Genomic DNA, 21779 nt, shown 5'->3' with positions numbered 1-21779 from the left:
CTACAACAAATTCACATTCACACATATCCGTGGCTTGCTATCATATCACCTACCAAGATTGCCAATTAATGTAGTGTCAAGAAATATCGAAAATATAGTCGCAATTCGTCTGTCAAATTTGCTATTTGTGTCAGGGGTTAAATCTATATTTCTCAAGGACATATAATATTTGCCTAATGTTTCGTTACATTCTCCTTTTAGCATAAAATAATTGAATTTACTTGAACTAGAATATCCTTGCAATGTGTCTAAGGCTATTGCCCAATCGGCAACCGCTCCAAAACCATCATCGGTTACATTTTCTGGAGTTGCTGTATATATTGAAATATTATCTATATTATTAAAACTTAATCCCTTATCAGTAATTTTTATACTTCCGATAATAGATTGACTATCCTTAATGAGGTATTTCAGACCAGCTATCTCCTCGCTAACTTGAAGAACTATTTCCTTATTTGCATGTCCAGAATATAGCGTAATTGAATGAACTTTACCTTGATTTAAAATACACCTGCTTCTCCCGAACATTAATTTTTCCTTGTTTAGAATTTGATACTCTATCAATTCATTAGTTAATATACTTCGCGCTAAATATAGGTCACTATAATCATTTGGACTGTTTGATTTTTCTTTTTCACTTTCAGTAAATTTTTCTATTATTTTTTCTTTTTCCTCTTTATTAAAAATCCTACGAAATCCGCTATATAAGATTAAGAACACTATTATAAGAGCAATAATTAAAAATGGTTGTACCATAGCCATTCCTAAAATTTCTCCTAATACGTGATTGTACTCTCCAACAACAAATGAAATTATCCCTGCCAATACTATGACCGCGCAAATAAAAATTCCTTTCATAACCAACTCAACTCCCCTCCTGTGAGTGGTAACTATACCTTTTTTAGTACATTTTTACTTGACCTCTCACATATTGCCAGTAACACTTTTCAAGATATATTTCGGCATATACATTGATCTTATATTTCAGACAATAACAAACGCTATTAAAGGTGTTTTAAGGCTTGTATATTTTGTCACAGAAACCCTTAGTGGCAATATATTGAACGCTCTAAAGCTTGCGGTGAGGTTTGATGTCAAAAAATCTGATTATAAATTTGCTTAACGAAGAAAATAGGCTTAGTAAACAATACTTCCATGAGCCTAAAACCTATTGTCATTCCTTCACTTTCAGATACATTTACTGGAGGGGTTGTAGGAGGCGTAGTTATTTCTAGTATTATAATTGCTAATGTTAAACCAAAGTATAAGAGATATATTGGCGTTAAGCTAACAATAATGAAAGCGAATAAGATACTCTTCAAAATGAACATAAATATATTACTCCTTCACTAATCAATTAATTTCCATTATATCAAATAATAGGAAGAAGGTGAAGGATCACAGAAATAGTGACTTCTCCCTCATTTGAAATAATCGGCAGCCTTACACATAAATTTCCGCCAATAATTTACTTATATATGCGAACATAGTCCTCTTACGCCAGCTATGATATTGTTAGAGCCAAAGCCATACCGCTCTCATATTGCTGACATACCAAGAAAACAAGTAACAATACCATTAGCGGAAGCCCTACCCTAAACTTACTAGGTTGCGTCAAGAATACTAATCTCTAATGACATTAACATAGAAATCGAATCTGTCACAATTACATTTTGTCAGATTCATACAAGTTCACTAACCCTTAGTATCCTTGGGTTTGTAGGGCTTTTATTATGATTATTGGCAGGAGTCTTATTTATTATCTGTCATATTGTATATTAGAATTCAATAAGATAGATTGACTGCGAGGCTATTAACAATGGACTCCGTTCAGCCGATTCGCGATAAAAAGCAAACTGATAACATGAATCGCTAAACATAAAAAGAAGGTAGTGCTAGGTATTGACTTTGGCTTAAGAATATCTGACTTGTTATCCCTGTGATAGAGGATGTCAAGAATAAGGAGCGAGTTACTATTCGCAAAAAGAAAGCCAACAATAGAATTTAGTATTCGGACTCGTTAGAAAAGTACTGCTCCAATACCTGCAAGATAACCATTAGGAGCACTATTGCCAAGCAGAAAATCTGGCAGACCTATTACCAGACAGCAAGCCCATAATCTTTTAATGCTGCTGCCAATGCTATTGACATTAAAGACGCTATCGGCATTCATACATTGCGAAAAATTTGGGATTGGGCATATAAAAGTAAAAACTCCCCGCTTAGGGGAGTTTTTCGTAGGTCATTCTATTTGTCTAGTAAATTTTCTTTATCAAATACTAATACGCATCTCTAGGAAACTTGTCCATTTCATCTTCAGGCTCTTCTGCTTGGTCATTGTCCTGCTCCATATCTTCTCGTACCACCTCGATAGTGCAGCGTTTAAACACAGCCACCAGGACGCCCAATGCAGCAAGCTGCGGCAAGACTACAGCGCCGATAGCGCCAAGTGCTACAGGTATTTCAGCCAACACCCTTCCTTCGTGCTTAATACGGATCTTGTTGACGTTTCCTTCGCGAATGAGTTCTTTCACTTTATCAATGACCTCAGTCGAACGCACCGAAAACTCTTCTGTCCAGTTCGTACTATTTTTAGTCTTGTCTTCCAGCTCAATCAGAGTATCAATAACATTGCCGTCATTACGCTCTAGAGCCTCTTTGGCTTCTCGGTAAGATACACCTGTGCGTTCACGAATCGAATCAATCTTTTCCAAACTAATATCCATCTTATAACCCCCAATGTTTTGGGTTAGTATCCCCAATTATAAAATCATTATTCTAGGCTATAAGGCATTAATTCTGTTAATAAAATCCAATGACTTAAGTGGACGTTCGAGTTGATACCGTACAAAACCATAGAGCAGTCTTTCGGCACTAGCCAGCGTCTTGGCACTCACAACAAACTGACCTGGTGCATTCAAATCAATAGCAAACAATTTGTCTAAAAAATCTTTATCTGACTGTTCAAACTCTACAGCGCTGGGCAGACTGCATTCACTACAGATACCACCGCCATCAAGAAAACTAAAATGGGCTGGTAACTTCAGTTCCCTGCCGCAGCGCGCACAGCGTTCATATTCAGGCTGAAACCCAGCCAATACCATCAAATGCCATGCACCTGTCAGTGCAGCAATACGTGGATTACGAATTGCTATTAAATTTAACACTGACAACAGCGAATCAAATACCTCAGGTTCAGACTGTCGCTCCGGCCACAGCCCTGTTGTTAATTCAGCAATAAAATTAGCATAAGCCAACCTAGTTAAATCTTCCTTAATTTTCCGGAACGAAGTTTGTACTTCACACTGCTTTATTGCATCCATTCCCTTGCCAGTAGCCATTGCTAAACTCAAATGAGAAAACGGCTGCAGACTGCCCCCCAGCTTGCTTTTTGGTTTACGGGCACCATACGCCATAGCGGTGACAATACCATATTCGCGCGAAAACAAAGTGACCACTCTGTCAGCGTCGCTCCAATCGCGAGCCGCTAACAGAATGGCTTCAGTTTGATACTCTACTGCCATCTAACCTCACGTAGTAAATTATTCCAAAGATATTCTGGTACAGCTAATAGCTCAGTAGATTCATCTACTGATTCAGGTTGGCTGGTGTGGCAATCTAAACATGCACGATAGGCAAGGTAAGCATCGATATTACCGGTACTTAAAAAAATCTCCCACATTGTTTCCCGTAATAACACTCGACATCATCCCTTCACACTAATATTGACAAGCAAGGATTAGCCTCAAGCCTATATAATTAAATCTACGCCCCTTCAGCTGCTTCCAGCGGAAAAAGCGGTATAGCCTTCACTCTTACAATTCTAAAACCGTTAACACGAAGCACCTCAAACGAATAGTCACCAATATCCACCTTGTCGCCTGTTTCAGGACGACGCCCTAACATTCCGAATATATAACCTCCAAGAGTATCTTCCTCATGGTCTTCTAACCGGATATTTAAGAGCTCGGTTACATCATCTAAAAGCACTCCGCCATCAAACTCATAACTCCCATCAGGCAAACGCTGGATTTCAACGTCTTGAACTTCATCATGTTCATCTTGAATATCGCCAACAATTTCTTCAATCACATCTTCGAGTGCCACTAATCCGGCAGTACCACCATATTCATCAGCAACAATGGCCAAATGAGTACGTTTTCGGCGCATGACTTGCAAAAGATGCGCAACCGACATACCCTCAGGTACTACTAATATCTCCCTGACAATCGAGGTCAGGTCACGCTCACCGTCTGGACATGTGTCAAAGTCCATCAGGTCACGAATGTGAACCATGCCAATAATGTGATCTTTATCCTCCACGCACAGTGGATAACGGGTATGGCCAGTCTCCCGTACCACCTTCATGTTTTCCTCAAATGTATCGTCAGAAAACAGACAAATCATATCCTGCCTCGGCAACATAATCTCCCTAGCCAGACGGTCAGCAAAATCAAAAACGTTGTCAATGAGCTCACTTTCCATCTGATTCAGCACACCACCGCGATGGCTGGCACTTACGATCATCCTGAGTTCTTCCTCCGAATGTGTTATATCAGCAACATCCGCAGCTTTAATTCCCAGCACGCTTAAAATGGACTTGGCGGTGCGATTAAATAACAGGATAATAGGATAACCAAGTTTATGAAAAATATATAGCGGCCAGACACAAGCCAGCGCCATATTCTCGGTTCGTTGAATGGCCATCGATTTCGGTACAAGTTCTCCTAAAACAATGTGTAAAAAAGTAATAACAATAAAGCCCAAAACAATACTTATGGTAGAAATCGCCCACTGAGACAGCGGAACATATTCTATCAAAACAGGCTCTAATAAGGATGAAATGGCCGGTTCTCCTAGCCAGCCAAGCGCAAGGGAAGCTAGGGTAATACCCAGTTGTGTTGCGCCAAGATAGGTATCAAAAGAAGATACTACCTTTAATGCTAGCTTTGCTCGGCTATTGCCTTGTTGAGCCAGTTCTTCCAGTCTGGTTTTACGAATTTTAACTAGCGAAAACTCAGCCACCACAAAAAAAGCATTCAATAAGACCAGTAAAATAGCGGCCCCCAGTTTAACTAAACTGAATAAAGGCGAATCGATAACGCATCTCTCCCTAGTTATTGCAATCATTACCGCGAGGCATAATTGAACCAGCGGTAATAACATATTGCAGTGCACTTTCGCTTGTTACATCTAAAGGTATTATGTCCCGTCTGGGGAGGATAATATTAAATCCTGAGGTCAGATTGAGACTCATAGGAACAAATACACATACGTGCTCTTCAGGAAATTTGTTGGCCAGCGGAGCCGATAACTCTGGCATAACAAATCCCAGTGACTTAACCCCGGGATGCGGATAAGGCACCAATACTGCATTTTTTAATAGCTTCTGTGATTCAAACACAGCTGTAGACAGTTGTTTGACACTGTTATAAATAAATTTTACTACCGGTATTGAGCCTACCACTCGCTCACCGTAACCAATTAGTTTTTTGGAAAGCCAGTGTGAGGACATCCAGCCAATAATAACAATCAAAGATAACACAACAGCGAGCGCTAATCCCGGAAAATGAATAGGCAGATATTGCCCTAACAAACGCTCGGTAAAGGAAAAGATATTAATAATCACAAAGGCCGTAATTGCAATGGGTACGATTACAATTAAGCCATTAATAAAATATTTGTAAATACCCTTCATTAATTCACCTCTCTTTACAAATGATACCATTAAGCGTCGTATTGGTCAATAAACGAATAAGCTACCGCTGAGCGGTAGCTGTAAAAAATTGCGCCTCTTATTACTCAAAACCAAAACTTTTTAATACATTAGCCCGGTTGCGCCAATCTTTTTTGACTTTGACCCAAAGATCAAGATACACTTTAGAGCCCAAAAGATTCTCAATGTCGGCCCGTGCCATTCGGCCAACATCCTTAAGCAGACTTCCACCGGCACCGATTACAATGCCTTTTTGCGAGTCGCGTTCAACATAAATGACCGCTCTAACGTATAAGTCATCATTTGGCCTGGTAGCAATTTCTTCAATGTCAACAAGTATTGCGTGTGGAATCTCTTCTTTAGTCAAATGCAGTACTTTTTCTCTGATCAGTTCGGCAATGACCAAGCGTTCGGGCTGGTCGGTAATCATATCTTCCGGATAATATTGTGGACCTAGTTCAAGGTGTGTTTTTATCTCGGCAACAAGTCCCTCAAAATTGGTATGGTCTAGCGCTGAGATAGGCACTACAGCCGCAAATTGAAATTGCGATGTATATTTCTCAATGATTGGAAACAATTTTGGTTTTTCTATTCTATCTATTTTATTTACTGCAAGAATAACCGGTGTACGGACGTTTGCCAGATTATCTAATATGTAGCGTTCTCCTGGCCCCATTTCGGCAGTCACATCAACAACAAACAGTATGACATCAACTTCACGCAGCGAGCCTTCGGCTTCCCTGAGCATATATTCACCCAGCTTATGTTTGGGTTTATGGATACCAGGGGTATCAATGAATAGAATCTGGGCATCATCCTGGGTAAGCACACCCATAATCTTATTCCTGGTAGTTTGAGGCTTATCTGACATAATGGCCACTTTTTGACCAATTAAATTGTTCATCAGTGTCGACTTTCCGACATTAGGTCGACCAATAACAGCCACAAATCCTGATTTATAATTTTCTTTGTTCACTATTTATCACCGTCTCTTAAAAAATCTTCCTTAGCAAAACTAAAGGGTAAAAGCTCAGCCATACTAACTGTCTGTTGTTCCCCTTTTAGGTTCACCAAAATAATTTGGCCAATGCCAAACTCAGCCATGACTTGCCGGCAAGCGCCACACGGCGATACCGGTCCAGGCGTATCAGCCACCACAGCGATTGCAGTAAGTTTCTCTTCCCCTTCTGATATTGCTTTAAAAATGGCAGTGCGCTCAGCACAGTTGGATAAGCCGTAAGAAGCATTTTCAATATTGCAGCCAGTGTAAACCTGACCGCTCTTTCCCTGTACCGCCGCCCCTACCTTAAAACCGGAGTAAGGTACATAGGCATTCTCTCTAGCCTTAAGAGCAGCTTTAACCAGTTTCTCCATCGCGCTCCCCACCTATTTCAACAGTTTGTCCCAAAACAAAACATAGCCAACACCTAAAGCAGCGACAGCCTGTACTAGTACTGCTCCGGCAGCCGCATCCTTTGCCACCTTGGCCAGGGGGTGATACTCAGGCGAAACCTTGTCGACAATGGCTTCAAGCGCAGTATTAAATATCTCAGCAGTAATGACTCCAGCAATTGTCATGAGCAAGACAACCACTTCAATACTGCTAAGCTCAAGCCACCAAGCCAACCCGATTGCAGCAAATGCTGCAGCCAAATGAAGCTTCACATGACGTTCGCGGCGCACACAGTAAATAATACCAGCCAAAGCGTATCGAAAAGCTGCTAATACTCGCATAGCCGGTAGCTACTGCTCGCGGGTAATTCCCAGGAGCGACAAAACATATTCTTCTTCCTTCCGCATCTCAAGGCGTTCTTCCTCATCTTCATGGTCATAGCCCAAGAGATGCAGCATACCGTGAACTGTCAAATACGCTAGTTCACGTTCCAGGCTATGACCGAATTCTTCGGCTTGGCGGGCGGTAGTCTCAAGGGAGATTATTATATCCCCAAGTAAAATTTCAATATCACCGGGAGCCTCAGCAATATCTGGTTCATGATCACCTGCACAATGCTCGTTCATGGCAAACGACAATACGTCAGTAGCTACGTCTTTGCCGCGGTACTGACGATTAAGTTGCCGGATGTAATCATCGTCTGCAAGTACCACACTCACTTCTGTCTGTGGCTCTAACCCGTATACCTCAGCCGCTTTGTTTAGCACTTGCGTCAGCATTTGTTCCATTACCGGAGTTAACGTCATCTTTTCCTGCAGGTTGTTTATTATTATTTCCATTCTTGGTCTTTCTCCTCTCAAGCTCTTTTAAAGCTTCAGGGTATTCAATACGGGTATGAAACATGCTTGATAATAGTCTAATATACACATCACCAATTATCTTAAGGTCTTTTAAGGTCAAGTCACATTCATCTAACTGGCCATCCTGCAGCCTTTCTCTAATCATTTTGCGGACAGTAGCCTCAATGCGGTTCACATTGGGCTTACTTATCGATCGTACCGCCGCTTCACAGGCATCAGCCAGCATAACGAGCGCCGCCTCCTTGGTCTGCGGTGTCGGGCCTTCATAGCGAAAGTCCGCTTCGATGATACATTCGCCATGTTCAGTTTCAGTAGCCCGCTTATAGAAGTATGACGCCAACGTAGTACCATGATGCTGTTCTATGATATCTGTTATTACTTGCGGTAATTTGTAATCCCGACACAATTCTAGGCCATCTTTGATGTGGGACGTAACAATCAACGTGCTGAGTGATGGCGCGATTTTATCATGCGGATTCTCACAACCTGCTTGGTTTTCAATAAAGAAATACGGCCTTTTGATTTTACCGATATCATGGTAATAAGCGCCTACCCGTACAACCACCGGATCTGCACCAATCGTAACGGCAGCCGTTTCAGCTAGATTACCAACGAGAAGGCTATGGTGATAGGTCCCTGGTGCATCTAACAACAGTCGTTGCAGGAGTGGATGGTTAGGCTTAGCTAAATCTAAGAGCTTGATTGGTGTAGTAATATTAAAGGCATGCTCAAGATAGGGCAAAAGGCCGGTTGTAATTACTGCTGAGGCAATACCGCTGATAGCGCCAAATAGTCCCTGTAATAGTACCTCAGTACCGTCAAGCTGCTCAATAAGGCCAGTTGAGCCAATCACCAGAAAATTAATGGCTGCAATCGAAACCCCAGCTTTAGTAAGGCTGTAGCCATGAGCCATCTTTGTTACACTATATACCCCGGTCATACCGCCAATAAGCGCAGCAGCCACAGCTCTCAGATCATGGTCGACAATTACGCCAAAAAACAGCGCCATAATTACACTAATCAACAGTCCTACCCTATTATCAATAAGAATAGCTGTTAGCAGTGCTCCAGCAGCAACCGGTGCCGCAAAATCCGAGTAATAATGGGCTACTTTACCAATCAGCATGGTGACTAAAACAATTAATCCCAGTAAAATTAAATGCATATCATGGTTATATATATGGGGAGCAAATTTATGTAAATAGCCGAGGGAAATACCCATTACCAGCAGCACAAACACTGTAAGCCCAAGAATTCGTACCTCGCTTACATTGCCGGCATATAGTCCTAACTCTTCCATTACGTGAATCTGCTCGCCGGTTACAACATCACCGCGCCTTACTAATACCTGACCTTTCTTAACAGTTTCTCTTACTGGTTCAATATTAGCCAGCGCCGATTGTTTTCGTTTGTCTGTCTCACGGACGTTTAAAATAAAATTAGGTTGAATCAATGTTTGAGCAATACCGGCTACAACGGCTTCGGCATTTTTACCAAACTCCAATTCTTCCGCTTCCAGTACGACCTGTTTCCGGGCAATATCAAGGTCGTCATCCCTAATGCCACGCTGTAGATACTTGCGCAATATCGATTTAGTGTTTTCCTCAGTTTTTACTAATCCGGCCTCATCTAAGTTAGCGAGAGCATTTACAACCGTACTAGGAAGACTTACAGGCAGATCACGTGATAATCTTTGCAGCTTTTGTTCATTAGTTGTTAGCGTCTTATCTGCTTGAACAAGCCCGGCTACACGAAAAACAGCTTTGGCAGCTTCATCAGCTTTGACCATTATAGCACTATCCAAATCATATACATTGGCGACACTTGCCATTACTTCCAGCTCAAGTTTCTTGGTTTTAGCACTATCAACATAAGATACTGTCCTAGGCGCAATTACGTCTCTGTCACTTACTTGGCCAATCTGCAGCGACACTTTATCTGGAATAAAGTCAGCTGATAAGGATAACATATACAACGCAAAGAAAAGCACAAGCAGCACTATCCGGCGCACTAATGGCCGAGCGTATATGCTGTCTGGCTGAACAAACAATTTACGCAACCTATTATTAACCGACATCATCTTTTTTCAACTCCATACGACATGTATATTCAGCGCCAAAATAGCGCTGAACATACATGTTCTTACTCTTGGCCGTACTGTGCGTAAGCCTTGATGATTCGGCCGACTATCTCGTGTCTTACTACATCGCTTTCGTCCAAACTGAGTACTGCAATACCAGGCGTTTCTGCCAATACAGCCTTAGCTTGCTTAAGTCCTGATTTAACACCTGACGGCAAATCAATCTGAGTTATGTCGCCAGTGATCACCATTTTTGACCCAAACCCTATTCTTGTTAAAAACATCTTCATCTGTTCTGAAGTTGTGTTTTGGGCTTCATCTAAAATGATGAAAGAATCTTCGAGGGTTCGTCCCCGCATATAGGCGAGTGGCGCTACCTCAATAATATTTTTGGCCATATATTTCTGTACCGTCTCTATACCCATAATATCATACATGGCATCATATAGCGGCCGCAAGTACGGATCAACTTTTTCCTGTAAATCACCAGGCAAAAAACCAAGCTTCTCACCGGCTTCTACTGCCGGTCGAGTCAAAATTATTTTTTCCACATGCTTATTTTTCAAGGAAAATACTGCCATCGCAACAGCAAGATAAGTTTTCCCTGTTCCTGCCGGTCCTATTCCAAAGGTGATGTGATTGCGGCGAATTGCTTCCAAATACTGACTTTGTCCTAGGGTTTTCGGTTTAATATGACGGCCTTTGACAGTTACAAGAACAGTATCTGTAAACATCTGGTGGAGAAAATCAGCCTTACCTTCCTGAATCATGCGGAGGCTGTAACGCACATCATGGCTTGTTACCGGGTTGCCCTCACGATATAGATAGATAAGTTCATGAAACAGACGGGTAAGCTGATCAATTTCACTAGAGTCGCCGTCCAAAGCCAGTTCTATTCCCCTAGCTGTTATCCTACTCGCGAATTGCTGACTAATGATTCCTAAATATTCGTCATTTCTGCCCAAAACCGCTATGGCTTCTTTAGTGTCGGCAAAGCTAATCCGTTTTTCCAAATATATAGTGCCCCCTAATTCAATTATTGCGAAATATTTATAGTTTGCCCAATATCTTCAATTGTTTCCACATTCACCTTCACCCTGACAATATTCTCTTCTGGTGTTTTTAGTACTTCAAAATTGCGCGACAGCATTTGAGCTGCTTCAGGAATGGAATTTTGCACTACCTGGATAGCCTTTGCATGAGCCTCATCGCGCGCATCTTCAAACGATTTCACTGCCAGGTTTGAGTTTACCTCATGATAGAGTCTAATAGTTGATTCGACGGCAAACTCGCTATTCCTCCATACAGGTAGCTGTTTATGTATAATCTCGGTTTCAAACTCCCGGAATGGCTGATCTGACGTTGTGTTAAACGCCAACTCACTGCCACCGATTTTTAAAATTACGGCTGCCTGACGGTTGCCGGTGCGAGTAACAGTTGTCTCTTCTAGTTCTGTTTCAGCATAACTCTCATACCAGACACGGGCTTTAATAATACCTTTAGCCCTAATAAGTTCTCGCGGAACATCGATTACCGGCGGTTGGCCTTCAGTAGCAGTCGGCGTTAGTTCAGGCGCAAACCCTTTGACAAGCAAATCACCTTTTTTCACGGTATCGCCTTTTTTTACCGCCGGTTGACCGGCTAAAGCAATAATCTCAGTAATTAAGCCGTCTTTGATAGCAACAATATGCGCCGGAGCTTTGTTTTCCTGTTTTGGCATAGTTTTTTCAACTACTTCAATAACAGCCCGGGTACCAGTAAAGTTGATACCTACCCAGGCTACCTCAGGAATATTTAATAATATTTCCCGCTCGACTGATTTGATGTTAACATCATCTCTTACCGCGCCAGGTTTAAGACCTTGCTGGCTAGCAACATATCTGATTCCGTTTTCCGGAACGCTTTTTAAACCAGTAATATCGACAAACCAAACATAGGAAGAAAGCAGGTTTAGTAAAATAATAAACAGAATGGCACCTGCCATCAGCATCTTTCTGCGTTTAGCACGTTTTATTACAAAAGGCAAACCGCGGTGAGATAGTACTTTTACTTGGGTACGGCTGCGGAACACCAGCGGACGAATCTTAAAAAAATCATTAAGACCGATCCAGGCAATTAAGTCTTCATTTGTTTTATTTATATCCCATAATAGGATTCTTTCAGCAATACAAAGATTAATAAATCGTTCGGGCATTGATCCGCTTATGCGGATTTTCACAGCGCCGCGTACGTAGTTGATATTAAAGATCATATTTTACCTCCTGCACCACACCCTCTACCAGAATTTGCTCAGCTTGCAAGTTCCCCAGCATTAGATCTTCACCAAGAATACATAACTCTCCCTGGTTGAGTTTAATACGAACGAGTGAAGGGGTATACTCAATAATCCCTCTATGGTTCTCAACCAACAATTGTTTATTACCAAGCATAGTTATTCTCGGCATATCAAGCACTATATCTTGCGGTATTTCAAGAAATCCGGCCAGTGACTGCAAATTCCCTCTACGGCGTAGCATGACAAATCCCCCCTCATATACAAATGTATGCCTGCGAACAGGCCAATTAGTACATGAGAAGGGGATTTATTAGATACGAGCTAAATATTCATCAAATTTATGCACTTTAACCGGCGCAGCAAAACGCATATAGTTGGTAGCAACAATGAGTTCACCACAGTCCAGATTTTTAATCTCGTTGCGCTGCTGGAGAATATCTTTACGGCACATAGCCTCCAGTTTACCTCTATCAGATTTAGAGGCAAGTCCCAATATAAACAAAGTATTTAGCTGAGACAGCACTTTATCAGCTAACAGCCGGGGCTGCTGGTCGACAACACATAAGCCAATATTAAATTTCCGCGCTTCACTAACCAGACGGGCAAAGACATTCTGTGTGCTTTGTTCTTTTTTACCTAAGAAGCGGTGAGCTTCCTCAAGAACTATTAGTACTGGCTTAGCAAAAGAGCGTTCGGTCTCAGACTTGTTGGCATAATGCAGCAGCATTTTTTTCGATAACAATGTTGATAACGCCTGCTCTCCCACTGGCGAAATATTTTTTAGCTCAATCAATACCACTTTGCCCTGCTCTAAATCTTTAAGCATTTGGCTAACTGCGGTAATCTCGGCAGGATTATTTGCTTCTTCACTAATATTTAGCTCTTGTTCCAGGTTCCAACAGATGCTTTTGATCTTACTTATTGTACGCGATTGGAATTTTTGACCTGTACATCCCGCTATTTCTTCAATTATATCTTCGGCATCATATTTTAGAACATAATCCATCCATCGATCCTGCCACACGGATGACAGCTTATAGATAGCGTCTAGCTGCGGCTCGCTAAACGTTGCGCAGGCCGTAATATCTTCGGGCTCAACCTCATTATAGTTAAGCGCAAGCTTACGCACATTAGGACGCGCTGCTTCAGGGTTAGTATTATATACCACCAAGCGTTCATTTACCCGGGGATGCAGCGATAAGTCACGGTAATACTCGTTATGCACATCAAAAATGAGTAACCCATAGTTTTCGCTATCAATGATTGAACTTGAAAGCACTTTTACCAAATTACTCTTACCTGACCCAGTTGTTCCAAAAATACCAATATGCTCGGTTATGGCTTTTGAACCAAAAATGCCAACAGGTAATTTGAGTACTGCCCGTCCACTTTTTAAATAGCCAATTTCAAGATCGCCTTTCATTTCATTGAGTAATGCTGTATCATCTGTGGCTAAACCACGTACTTCGCAGAAAAAGTCTGGACAGGTTTTAGGGTTATATAACTGCCCCTGTGCATCTGAATAACAAAGCTGCTCAGCAATGCCAATTTTCACAGTATGGTTGCCGCCCAAATAGAAATCAAGCTCCTCTTGATTCGCTACTTGCCCATTCTCGTCTAGTTTGCTCATTAGGTAACTGACACCATTCATCCCAGACCAACGTGATTTAATCTTAAAATCATAAGCGCGAATATAAAACCGATCATCATTTTTGCCCTCAACAACTAATATGTCCCCAAAGTCAACATCTTGATTAGGAGCAACGACAAATTCCATATAGGTGCCTTTTGCATAAGTAAGGCGGCCTTTATACTCTGACATATGTTTGCCCCCTTGATAAATAAATTTACTCGTGATTTAGTGTGTGCTAAAACAAAAAAATAAAACAGGGGTTATTTTCCCTGTTTTATTTGACTTTGTTCAATTCAACCTATTTTGCCCAGTTCTATTTAAGATGCCGCCATATTGGCCGGTAAGCGCGTGGAGGCTGGATTATTTCTGCAAAAATCAGGCCATTTTGCACCATCTGCGGCGAAACTTTACCCTCCCAAGGCGTAGCTGGTTCTGAAAAGTGTGATACAGTTACAGCCGTCGGCATAGAAATAGCTGGTTTTGGAGGGATTGCCCATGTTTTAGGAGCTTCTACTGCAACCTCAGCGGTTTGTTGCGGAGTATGCTTTACTTTAATTTCTGCTGGTTTTATGTCAATTGGTTGCGGTACTTTTTCAGGAATATCAGGATACTCATATTCTTTGGGCTGCTTGCGCCGTTTTAATAATTCAGGCACAAGATACATGACCAGCATTAATAGCAGCGGTATTAATATGTCCATAGCTTCACCAACCTATTTCTTAGGTTCATCGGTCTTAGGAGTCAAGTCTACTGGACCGGCTTTAGCAATGGTTTCGCGCATCTGGGTATCTGCCAGCACATTGTTCATATTGTAGTAATCCATAACGCCCATGCGTCCTTCTTTTAACGCAACTGCTAAAGCTGTAGGAACTTCGGCCTGGGCTTCTACTACTTTAGCCTGCATTTGCTGAGTATATGCGCGCATTTCCTGCTCTTGGGCCACAGCCATAGCTCGGCGCTCCTCAGCCTTGGCCTGAGCAATACGTTTTTCGGCTTCAGCTTGGTCTGTCATAAGTTCAGCACCAATGTTACGGCCGACATCAACGTCGGCGATATCAATGGATAAAATTTCAAATGCTGTCCCTGAATCTAAGCCCTTAGTCAATACCGTGCGTGAGATATGATCAGGGTTTGCCAATACTTCTTTATGGTCATCAGTCGAACCGACAGTTGTAACGATGCCCTCACCAACACGGGCCAGGATAGTAGCTTCACCTGCACCACCAACCAGTCGGTCAATATTGGCTCTTACAGTAACCCGGGCTTTAACTCTGAGCTCGATACCATTTTTGGCTACCGCTGAGACAAACGATGTTTCAATCACTTTCGGATTAACACTCATCTGTACGGCCTCTAGTACATTCCGTCCAGCCAAATCAATGGCTGCCGAACGTTCAAACGGCAGAGGAATCTCCGCACGATGAGCGGCAATCAAGGCATCAATTACCCGGTCGACATTGCCGCCAGCCAGATAATGGGCTTCAAGCTGGTCAACATTTACAGCAAGACCGGCTTTATTGGCTTTAATTAAGGGAAGTACGATATTACCAGGTGGTACCCGGCGGAGTCTCATACCAACAAGGGTAAAGATACCGACATTGACTCCAGCTGCCAGAGCCGAAATCCACAGTCCGATAGGGACAAAATGAAGGAATATGCTAATAGCGACAATCACCAGGGCTACTACGAAAACACTACCAATTAAAGTTGTCAAATGATTACCTCCCTATATATTTAAGATTTTACTGGGCGTACAACTATACGATTTCCGGTTATGTTCACCACCTTAACTAAAGTATTTGGCTCAATAAACTGGCCCTCAGATACTACATCAAGTTGAACACCATCAATTATCAAGGCTCCGGCAGGCCGAAGTCCTGTAGGCGTTATCCCCATCTTACCCAAATATTGGCTGTAATCTTGGCTGCTGCTAAAACCGGCACTTTTGGTCTCAGCATCTTTTAAAATTAGCCTGGACCATAATTTACTTGTAGGTAATCGCTTTACAAGCACTAAGAACAAGCCAATAGCAACAACTAAACTAATAGCCAGCATGTTAATGGCAACAGCATTAGCTCCAAGCGTTAGAAATAGACTAGCAAAGATAGCAATAATACCACTAATGCCAAAAATGCCTGCTCCTGGTGTATAGAGTTCAAAAAGAATTAGCGCAATACCACCTATAAACAGGATAATTTCCAGCCAGCCGGCAATCCCAGTAATCCACTGACTGCCAAAGAACAGCAGTGCTGCGACTAAACCGATGAGGGCTGCCACGCCTAAACCAGCTGTTTTGATTTCGGTTAATACTGCTAAAAATATAATTGACATTAAAAATGACTTAATTGCAGGGTCAGACAACCATCCTACCAGCTTTTCCTGCCAGCCTGGCGTATATTCCAGTACTTCGGTACCTGCTAAGCCGAAATTTGCCAAAACAGCTTCCCGGTTAGGAGCCACAATATCAGCAAAGCCTATCTGTGCTGCCTGATAATCGGTCAGCGCTAATATTTGACCAGGTTCGGCATAGCCTGGGAAACCAAGGGATTTATCCACCATGGCCTCAGCTACCCTTGGATTGCGTCCTGTCTTATTTGCAGTCGCCGCAAATTCAGCTTTTAAGGCAGCTACCGTCTTTTCTGTGGTGGGTATTGGCTCAGCTGCCCCAATACTGCCTCCTGGCGCCATAGCAATATGCTTATGAGAAATAGCAATAAGTGCCCCGGCCGACCAAGCCCGGTTTTTTACATAACAAATCGTCGGCACAGGTGAATTGATAATCATATCACGAATACTTACCGCAGCATCTACCAGACCACCAAAAGTATCAATTTCAACTAAAACAGCCTGAGCCTGTTTACTACGGGCATCAGTCATGGCCTTATGGACAAGGGCTGCCTGGCCGGCATTTATCTCCCCTTTGATCGATATACTGATTACTGGCCCAGCTTCAGCCTTTACCGGCCTGTCCACACTCAAGAAGGTAACTAAGGCTACTGCTACTATAAATAGAATTCTATAATAAACCGGTTGCCGCATATACTCACCCCAAGCATTCATTTGATTGTATCTTCAGCTCATTACTAGTTTATTCGCCAACAATTGCCATCATTCCTGTTTTCCCCAAAGCTGTTTTGTTATATGTCGAAAGTTTGAAAATTATTACTTATTATTAACCTCTTGACTTGTCGATTGATGTATGTTATTGTCTTATTATAGTTCAAGTGAAGCCCATACAACATGGATCGAAACACTAGTCACAGCTAAATCAGCATATTAAACATAGCTTTTATCTACTACTCTATCTAACACTTCTGTAGTAACTTACACAACATTAATTGTAGCACTTTTACTAAGTATTAATCTCACCAGTATTTTTTCATAAATCGCTGCAGCATAATTACACTATCTGAAATAATAAACTTCACTAACTATAAATAAGACAAGCCTAGCTTGTCTTATTTTTTTGCCCTTCCCCTATCCTTATTGAAAAACGGCTTGCGCTGAGCCCTTTGCAAAAGCAAAAGCCAATGTTGCCCATCTTCAGGGAAATCTTTACCTTCTATCAGAAAAACTAAAATCCGGCGTTTATAACGCCGGATTTAAATTTGTTCTACTTATTTAAGAACTCGCGTACAACATTGTTTACCAGTTTGCCGTCAGCACGGCCCTTAACTTTTGGCATCAGTACAGCCATAACCTTGCCCATATCCTTGGCGCTTGCAGCTTGGGCCTCTTTAACAGCCTCAGCTACAAGAACGCGTACTTCTTGTTCGCTCAATTGTTCAGGAAGGTACTGCATCAGAATGTCGATTTCTTGTTCAATGGTCTCCACCAAATCAGGACGGTTACCTTTGTTAAACTCTTCGATCGAATCCCGGCGCATTTTGACTTCTTTAGCCAGTACGTCCAGAACTTCCTCTTCAGCAAGTTCTTTCTTTTTGTCAATTTCTACATTTTTGATACTGGCACGTACCATTCGTATAACGGAAAGCCTAAGTTTGCCGGCTTCTTTGTCCTTCATGGCCTGCTTCATATCTTCGGTTAACTTGTCTTTAATAGACATGCAAATTGATACCTCCGAAACTAGTTAAACTTACGTTTACGAGCTGCTTCGGATTTTTTCTTGCGTTTTACGCTGGGTTTCTCATAATGCTCGCGTTTTCTTACTTCCGCAAGAACCCCGGCTTTTTGGCAAGTACGCTTGAACCGGCGGAGTGCGCTGTCAAGCGTTTCATTTTTGCCTACTTTAACTTCAGACATCTGATCTCCCTCCCTCCACTAGAACCATTACGAGGAAGTGTACTTGAATAACATACACCTAACTATTATACACCAAAACAAGGAATACTGTCAATATTAACCTGGAGGCCAAGTCATAAATCGACCGCCCAGTATGTGGAAGTGAAGGTGGTACACAGTCTGTCCACCATTATCTTTGGTATTTATGACTGTACGGAAACCATCCTCAGCTAAACCGGCAAGTGCTGCTATCTTAGGAATTGTCGCCATTAAACGTCCGAGCAATGCGGTATCTTCAGGCGCTGCTTCAAGAATGTTTGCAATATGTTTTTTGGGTATTACCAGTAAATGTACTGGAGCAACGGGATTTATATCAGGAAACGCGATAAGATGTTCATCTTCGTATACGGCATTTACCGGAATATCCTTGGCCGCAATTTTACAAAATATACAGTCCTGCTGCATGGGCATTTCCTCCGCAGTAGATAGTAATATACACTTACTCTCTAAAATATTCTGCCTAATTACACAAATTCCTGCCGGAAAAATGGTAGAAAAAGAATTTTATTCAACTATTCGGCCCCAAAGCCCATCTTGGTAGAGCCCTTCAAGCTGTACGCTGCGAATTTTACCATTGTCTTCTTGACTGCCCCTTGTGTAAACGCGTATATAATTCCCGGTCAAGCCTGAGATTATTCCCTTAGTTTCTGTAGCTTCAACCAATACATCAAGCATCTGATCAGTAAACGACTTATGAAATTCTTCAGTCTGCCGATCAGCTATCTGTTGCAGCTGTTGTACCCGCCGCTTTTTTTCAACTTCAGGCACTTGCGCAGAGAATTCGGCAGCTGGGGTACCTGTCCGGCGCGAATAGGGAAATACATGAATCTTGGCAAACGCCATAGTATTAACAAAAGCCAACGTACTTTCAAACATTTCGTCGGTTTCCCCTGGAAACCCAACAATGATATCAGTGGTAATCGCAATTTCCGGCACTTGAACTTTTATGCCGGCAATTAAATCCCGATACTGAGAAGTAGTATAATGCCTATTCATGGCTTTCAAAATCCTGTCATCGCCTGATTGAAGCGGCAAGTGAAGATGCGGGCAGAGACGCTTATCTGTTTGCATTATAGATATTAGTCTGTCAGACACCTCCACCGATTCAAGCGAACCCAATCTAAGACGCATTAGTCTGCTGCCGCCAGCAGCCAACACTGTCTCTAGGGCATCAGTAAGCGTAACCTTTGTCCCCACATTAGCCAAGTCACGACCAAAAGCTCCTAAATGAATCCCAGTGAGCACTATCTCAGTAAACCCGGCTGCAACCAGCTTCTCGGTCTCTGCAGCAATACTGGCAAGCGGCCTGGAACGCAAAGGACCACGGGCGTAAGGAATTATGCAATATGTACAAAAATTAGTACAGCCTTCCTGGATCTTAAAGAAAGCTCTTGTTCGGCCCGGGATAGAAAATAGCGGTATATCCTCAAATTCCCTGGCCTGCATGATATCAGTAACAGCGTTCAGTTGGGCAGTCCGGTTATTAGCAGCAGCTGACTCTACCAATTCGACAATCTGTGCTCTATCCTGAGTACCAACAATAACGTCAACACCAGGGATTTGAGCAACTTGGCCGGGTGAAACTTGAGAATAGCACCCTGCAACAGCAATAATCGCACCGGCATTCTGCCGATTGGCCCGGCGAATGAGCTGCCGGGATTTCTTTTCGCCAAGGTTAGTGACTGAGCAGGTGTTAATCACATAGACATCAGCCTGCTCACTAAAACTAACTACCTCGTAACCACGAGCTTTAAACAAGCCTTCCATTACTTCGGTTTCATACTGATTTACTTTACAGCCCAGTGTTGTAAATGCCACTTGTGGCATAGCTAGCCCCCTAAATCGCCGCACTGATACATAACAGCAGTTAACGCAGCTAAAGCTGCTGTCTCAGTACGCATAATCCGCGGCCCCATGGTAACAACTTTAACGCCATGTCCCAGGCATAACTCAACTTCATCTGAGCTAAAACCGCCTTCCGGACCAATAAACAGTAGATAGGTCGGCCTACCAGTTTCGGTCAATGTCTGTTTTAAGCCTTGAGAAGCTTGTCCCTCATACAGCATGATTTTACTTGCAGAGACAAATTCGTTATTTTTAAGCACATCGGCGAGGCGGGTCACTGGTAATATTTCAGGAATATAACTCCTACCGCACTGTTTGGCAGCTTCACGGGCTATCTTTTGCCAGCGTGCCACCTTTTCTGTTTGTTTAGCCAAATCATATTTAACTACACAATGCTCAGTGACTGCCGGAATTATGCCATACACGCCAAGTTCCACCGCTTTTTGCACAATAAAGTCCATCTTTTCGCCTTTGGCCAAACCTTGAACAAGATAGACAGCCAGTGGTGGCTCAGTTTTGTCTTCAATAAGCTCAATCAACCTGAGCTGGACAGCCTCAGGACTTACTTGAGTGATTTCAGCCTTACCAGATTTTTTGTTTTGACCAGACACTAACACAGTATCCCCAGCGGTCATCCTAAGCACAGAAGCTATATGACGGGCGTCAGTACCGTCAATCACCATAGTTTGGCTAATGGGCGCATCGATAAAGAAACGGCGCATGCAAGCGCCCCCTTAAAGGCTGCCGCTGCCAGCCACAATGGCTACCCAGCCGCCTTCTTCAATCACTTTATCAATAACAAACCCATTATCAATGAGTGCCTCAGTGACATCACTCAAACGCTCGGTAATAATGCCACTGGCAATAAATACGCCTTTACCGACCAGCCGTGTTCGAACGTCAGGCAGCATTTTTATAATTATATCAGCAATAATATTCGCAACGATCACATCGGCCTTACCATCTACACCTGTCAAAAGGTCACCCTGGGTAATTTCTACAGTCTCAGTGACGTTGTTAAATGCAGCATTCTCCTTGGCTACCCGCACAGCTACCGGATCAAGATCAACAGCTCGTACGCTGGCGGCTCCCAGTTTAGCTGCAGCAACTGCCAATATTCCAGAACCTGTGCCAACATCGAAGACAATATTATCCGGCTTGATAACATCTTCCAGGCAGCGGATGCACATAGCAGTAGTATGATGCGTACCTGTACCAAAAGCCATGCCTGGATCTAGTTCGATAACGAGATCCCCTACAGCTGGCAAATACTCTTCCCAAGATGGCTTAATGACAATATGCTCACTCACCCGCACTGGATGAAAATATTCTTTCCAGGAAGAAGCCCAATCCTCTTCCTGTACTTCACGGCAATTAATGCAGCCCCGCCCTTTATCAAGGTTATGTTCGTGCAACTCGTTTACTCGTTCTTCAAAAACTCGCAGTTTATCGTCTAAGAGCTCGTCAACAGGTAAATAAGCTTTGATAATTACAACTTCTGTATTGAGTTCCTCGGGGATGTCGCAATAATCCCAACTCCCTGAGCGCCGGTACGTATTTACCAGTTCTGGATCTTCGATTACTACCCCGCTAGAGCCCAGGTCATGGAAAATATCGGCCACTGCTTCAGTAGCTTCATGAGAGGTTTGAATGCTGATCTCAGCCCATTTCATGC

Annotated in this window: 25 protein-coding genes; all 25 read right to left on the bottom strand. The window is 42.6% G+C overall.

Annotated features, from left to right (window positions below):
• Positions 1-45: 45 nt before the first annotated feature.
• The 25 genes from B9A22_RS15670 to prmA all read right to left on the bottom strand — a co-directional run bounded on the left by B9A22_RS15670 (position 46) and on the right by prmA (position 21777).
• Positions 46-864 (bottom strand): hypothetical protein, encoded by an 819-nt coding sequence (locus tag B9A22_RS15670; RefSeq protein WP_084576895.1) that lies wholly within the window; start codon positions 862-864, stop codon positions 46-48.
• Between the two features lie 1156 nt (positions 865-2020).
• Complete coding sequence (locus B9A22_RS25510) at positions 2021-2173, bottom strand: hypothetical protein (RefSeq protein WP_176215550.1); 153 nt, start codon at positions 2171-2173, stop codon at positions 2021-2023.
• A 106-nt stretch (positions 2174-2279) separates the two neighbouring features.
• On the bottom strand, positions 2280-2726 hold the full coding sequence (locus B9A22_RS15660) for a DUF4342 domain-containing protein (protein ID WP_084576893.1): 447 nt from the start codon (positions 2724-2726) through the stop codon (positions 2280-2282).
• A gap of 57 nt (positions 2727-2783) precedes the next feature.
• Positions 2784-3524 carry a DNA repair protein RecO gene (gene recO / locus B9A22_RS15655; RefSeq protein WP_084576892.1) on the bottom strand — a complete coding sequence of 247 codons (741 nt, stop codon included), beginning with the start codon at positions 3522-3524 and terminating at the stop codon, positions 2784-2786.
• Positions 3515-3682: a YqzL family protein gene (locus B9A22_RS26575; RefSeq protein WP_371361028.1), complete on the bottom strand. Its 168-nt coding sequence runs from the start codon at positions 3680-3682 to the stop codon at positions 3515-3517. The genes recO and B9A22_RS26575 overlap by 10 nt, the downstream gene beginning before the upstream one ends.
• A gap of 83 nt (positions 3683-3765) precedes the next feature.
• Entirely contained in the window at positions 3766-5130 is a 1365-nt protein-coding gene (locus B9A22_RS15650; protein ID WP_084576891.1) for a hemolysin family protein, read from the bottom strand.
• Positions 5114-5698 carry a DUF502 domain-containing protein gene (locus tag B9A22_RS15645; RefSeq protein ID WP_084576890.1) on the bottom strand — a complete coding sequence of 195 codons (585 nt, stop codon included), beginning with the start codon at positions 5696-5698 and terminating at the stop codon, positions 5114-5116. Before B9A22_RS15645 ends, B9A22_RS15650 begins: the two co-directional genes overlap by 17 nt.
• 100 nt (positions 5699-5798) lie before the next feature.
• A complete protein-coding gene (gene era / locus B9A22_RS15640) occupies positions 5799-6692 on the bottom strand; it encodes a GTPase Era (RefSeq protein ID WP_084576889.1) in 894 nt (297 codons plus the stop codon).
• Positions 6692-7090, bottom strand: coding sequence for a cytidine deaminase (locus B9A22_RS15635; protein ID WP_084576888.1), 399 nt, complete (start codon positions 7088-7090; stop codon positions 6692-6694). The genes era and B9A22_RS15635 overlap by 1 nt, the downstream gene beginning before the upstream one ends.
• 12 nt (positions 7091-7102) lie before the next feature.
• On the bottom strand, positions 7103-7450 hold the full coding sequence (locus B9A22_RS15630; protein WP_084576887.1) for a diacylglycerol kinase family protein: 348 nt from the start codon (positions 7448-7450) through the stop codon (positions 7103-7105).
• A 9-nt stretch (positions 7451-7459) separates the two neighbouring features.
• Complete coding sequence (gene ybeY, locus B9A22_RS15625) at positions 7460-7915, bottom strand: rRNA maturation RNase YbeY (protein WP_217805969.1); 456 nt, start codon at positions 7913-7915, stop codon at positions 7460-7462.
• A complete protein-coding gene (locus B9A22_RS15620; protein ID WP_245824013.1) occupies positions 7857-9938 on the bottom strand; it encodes an HD family phosphohydrolase in 2082 nt (693 codons plus the stop codon). The genes ybeY and B9A22_RS15620 overlap by 59 nt, the downstream gene beginning before the upstream one ends.
• A 173-nt stretch (positions 9939-10111) precedes the next feature.
• The gene (locus B9A22_RS15615) at positions 10112-11068 is read right to left on the bottom strand and encodes a PhoH family protein (RefSeq protein WP_084576884.1); all 957 of its coding nucleotides are present in this window, start codon (positions 11066-11068) and stop codon (positions 10112-10114) included.
• A 17-nt stretch (positions 11069-11085) separates the two neighbouring features.
• Complete coding sequence (gene yqfD, locus B9A22_RS15610; RefSeq protein ID WP_084576883.1) at positions 11086-12300, bottom strand: sporulation protein YqfD; 1215 nt, start codon at positions 12298-12300, stop codon at positions 11086-11088.
• Positions 12290-12565: a sporulation protein YqfC gene (yqfC, locus tag B9A22_RS15605; RefSeq protein ID WP_084576882.1), complete on the bottom strand. Its 276-nt coding sequence runs from the start codon at positions 12563-12565 to the stop codon at positions 12290-12292. The genes yqfD and yqfC overlap by 11 nt, the downstream gene beginning before the upstream one ends.
• A gap of 69 nt (positions 12566-12634) precedes the next feature.
• Positions 12635-14146, bottom strand: a complete 1512-nt coding sequence (locus B9A22_RS15600; RefSeq protein WP_084576881.1) for an ATP-binding protein — start codon at positions 14144-14146, stop codon at positions 12635-12637.
• Between the two features lie 124 nt (positions 14147-14270).
• Positions 14271-14657 carry a hypothetical protein gene (locus B9A22_RS15595; RefSeq protein ID WP_084576880.1) on the bottom strand — a complete coding sequence of 129 codons (387 nt, stop codon included), beginning with the start codon at positions 14655-14657 and terminating at the stop codon, positions 14271-14273.
• A gap of 12 nt (positions 14658-14669) precedes the next feature.
• Complete coding sequence (floA, locus tag B9A22_RS15590; protein ID WP_084576879.1) at positions 14670-15671, bottom strand: flotillin-like protein FloA; 1002 nt, start codon at positions 15669-15671, stop codon at positions 14670-14672.
• Positions 15672-15691: 20 nt separating this feature from the next.
• The gene (locus B9A22_RS15585) at positions 15692-16996 is read right to left on the bottom strand and encodes an NfeD family protein (RefSeq protein WP_084576878.1); all 1305 of its coding nucleotides are present in this window, start codon (positions 16994-16996) and stop codon (positions 15692-15694) included.
• A 574-nt stretch (positions 16997-17570) separates the two neighbouring features.
• Entirely contained in the window at positions 17571-18023 is a 453-nt protein-coding gene (locus B9A22_RS15580; RefSeq protein WP_084576877.1) for a GatB/YqeY domain-containing protein, read from the bottom strand.
• A gap of 20 nt (positions 18024-18043) precedes the next feature.
• Positions 18044-18220, bottom strand: a complete 177-nt coding sequence (gene rpsU / locus B9A22_RS15575; protein ID WP_021167731.1) for a 30S ribosomal protein S21 — start codon at positions 18218-18220, stop codon at positions 18044-18046.
• A gap of 96 nt (positions 18221-18316) precedes the next feature.
• Positions 18317-18664, bottom strand: a complete 348-nt coding sequence (locus B9A22_RS15570; protein WP_084576876.1) for a histidine triad nucleotide-binding protein — start codon at positions 18662-18664, stop codon at positions 18317-18319.
• Between the two features lie 99 nt (positions 18665-18763).
• A complete protein-coding gene (gene mtaB, locus B9A22_RS15565) occupies positions 18764-20086 on the bottom strand; it encodes a tRNA (N(6)-L-threonylcarbamoyladenosine(37)-C(2))-methylthiotransferase MtaB (protein ID WP_084576875.1) in 1323 nt (440 codons plus the stop codon).
• Positions 20087-20088: 2 nt separating this feature from the next.
• On the bottom strand, positions 20089-20826 hold the full coding sequence (locus B9A22_RS15560; RefSeq protein ID WP_084576874.1) for a 16S rRNA (uracil(1498)-N(3))-methyltransferase: 738 nt from the start codon (positions 20824-20826) through the stop codon (positions 20089-20091).
• A gap of 12 nt (positions 20827-20838) precedes the next feature.
• Positions 20839-21777, bottom strand: a complete 939-nt coding sequence (gene prmA, locus B9A22_RS15555) for a 50S ribosomal protein L11 methyltransferase (protein ID WP_084576873.1) — start codon at positions 21775-21777, stop codon at positions 20839-20841.
• Between the last annotated feature and the right edge of the window lie 2 nt (positions 21778-21779).

The organism is Sporomusa malonica, from assembly GCF_900176355.1.
Classification (GTDB): Bacteria; Bacillota; Negativicutes; order Sporomusales; family Sporomusaceae; genus Sporomusa; species Sporomusa malonica.
The sequence above is the reverse complement of the archived record's forward strand: the minus strand, read 5'-3'. Positions and strand labels throughout refer to the sequence as shown.

Bases quoted from the DNA above. Each gene is read 5' to 3' on its own strand.
- B9A22_RS15570 (WP_084576876.1), bottom strand. From the start codon at position 18,664: ATGCAGCAGGACTGTATATTTTGTAAAATTGCGGCCAAGGATATTCCG.
- prmA (WP_084576873.1), bottom strand. From the start codon at position 21,777: ATGAAATGGGCTGAGATCAGCATTCAAACCTCTCATGAAGCTACTGAA.
- B9A22_RS15630 (WP_084576887.1), bottom strand. From the start codon at position 7,450: ATGCGAGTATTAGCAGCTTTTCGATACGCTTTGGCTGGTATTATTTAC.
- yqfD (WP_084576883.1), bottom strand. From the start codon at position 12,300: ATGATCTTTAATATCAACTACGTACGCGGCGCTGTGAAAATCCGCATA.
- recO (WP_084576892.1), bottom strand. From the start codon at position 3,524: ATGGCAGTAGAGTATCAAACTGAAGCCATTCTGTTAGCGGCTCGCGAT.
- B9A22_RS15660 (WP_084576893.1), bottom strand. From the start codon at position 2,726: ATGGATATTAGTTTGGAAAAGATTGATTCGATTCGTGAACGCACAGGT.
- B9A22_RS15595 (WP_084576880.1), bottom strand. From the start codon at position 14,657: ATGGACATATTAATACCGCTGCTATTAATGCTGGTCATGTATCTTGTG.
- B9A22_RS15645 (WP_084576890.1), bottom strand. From the start codon at position 5,698: ATGAAGGGTATTTACAAATATTTTATTAATGGCTTAATTGTAATCGTA.
- yqfC (WP_084576882.1), bottom strand. From the start codon at position 12,565: ATGCTACGCCGTAGAGGGAATTTGCAGTCACTGGCCGGATTTCTTGAA.
- B9A22_RS26575 (WP_371361028.1), bottom strand. From the start codon at position 3,682: ATGTGGGAGATTTTTTTAAGTACCGGTAATATCGATGCTTACCTTGCC.
- B9A22_RS25510 (WP_176215550.1), bottom strand. From the start codon at position 2,173: ATGAATGCCGATAGCGTCTTTAATGTCAATAGCATTGGCAGCAGCATT.
- ybeY (WP_217805969.1), bottom strand. From the start codon at position 7,915: ATGACGTTAACTCCGGTAATGGAACAAATGCTGACGCAAGTGCTAAAC.
- B9A22_RS15585 (WP_084576878.1), bottom strand. From the start codon at position 16,996: ATGCGGCAACCGGTTTATTATAGAATTCTATTTATAGTAGCAGTAGCC.
- B9A22_RS15620 (WP_245824013.1), bottom strand. From the start codon at position 9,938: ATGTTATCCTTATCAGCTGACTTTATTCCAGATAAAGTGTCGCTGCAG.
- B9A22_RS15560 (WP_084576874.1), bottom strand. From the start codon at position 20,826: ATGCGCCGTTTCTTTATCGATGCGCCCATTAGCCAAACTATGGTGATT.
- B9A22_RS15650 (WP_084576891.1), bottom strand. From the start codon at position 5,130: ATGATTGCAATAACTAGGGAGAGATGCGTTATCGATTCGCCTTTATTC.
- B9A22_RS15600 (WP_084576881.1), bottom strand. From the start codon at position 14,146: ATGTCAGAGTATAAAGGCCGCCTTACTTATGCAAAAGGCACCTATATG.
- mtaB (WP_084576875.1), bottom strand. From the start codon at position 20,086: ATGCCACAAGTGGCATTTACAACACTGGGCTGTAAAGTAAATCAGTAT.
- B9A22_RS15580 (WP_084576877.1), bottom strand. From the start codon at position 18,023: ATGTCTATTAAAGACAAGTTAACCGAAGATATGAAGCAGGCCATGAAG.
- B9A22_RS15635 (WP_084576888.1), bottom strand. From the start codon at position 7,090: ATGGAGAAACTGGTTAAAGCTGCTCTTAAGGCTAGAGAGAATGCCTAT.
- rpsU (WP_021167731.1), bottom strand. From the start codon at position 18,220: ATGTCTGAAGTTAAAGTAGGCAAAAATGAAACGCTTGACAGCGCACTC.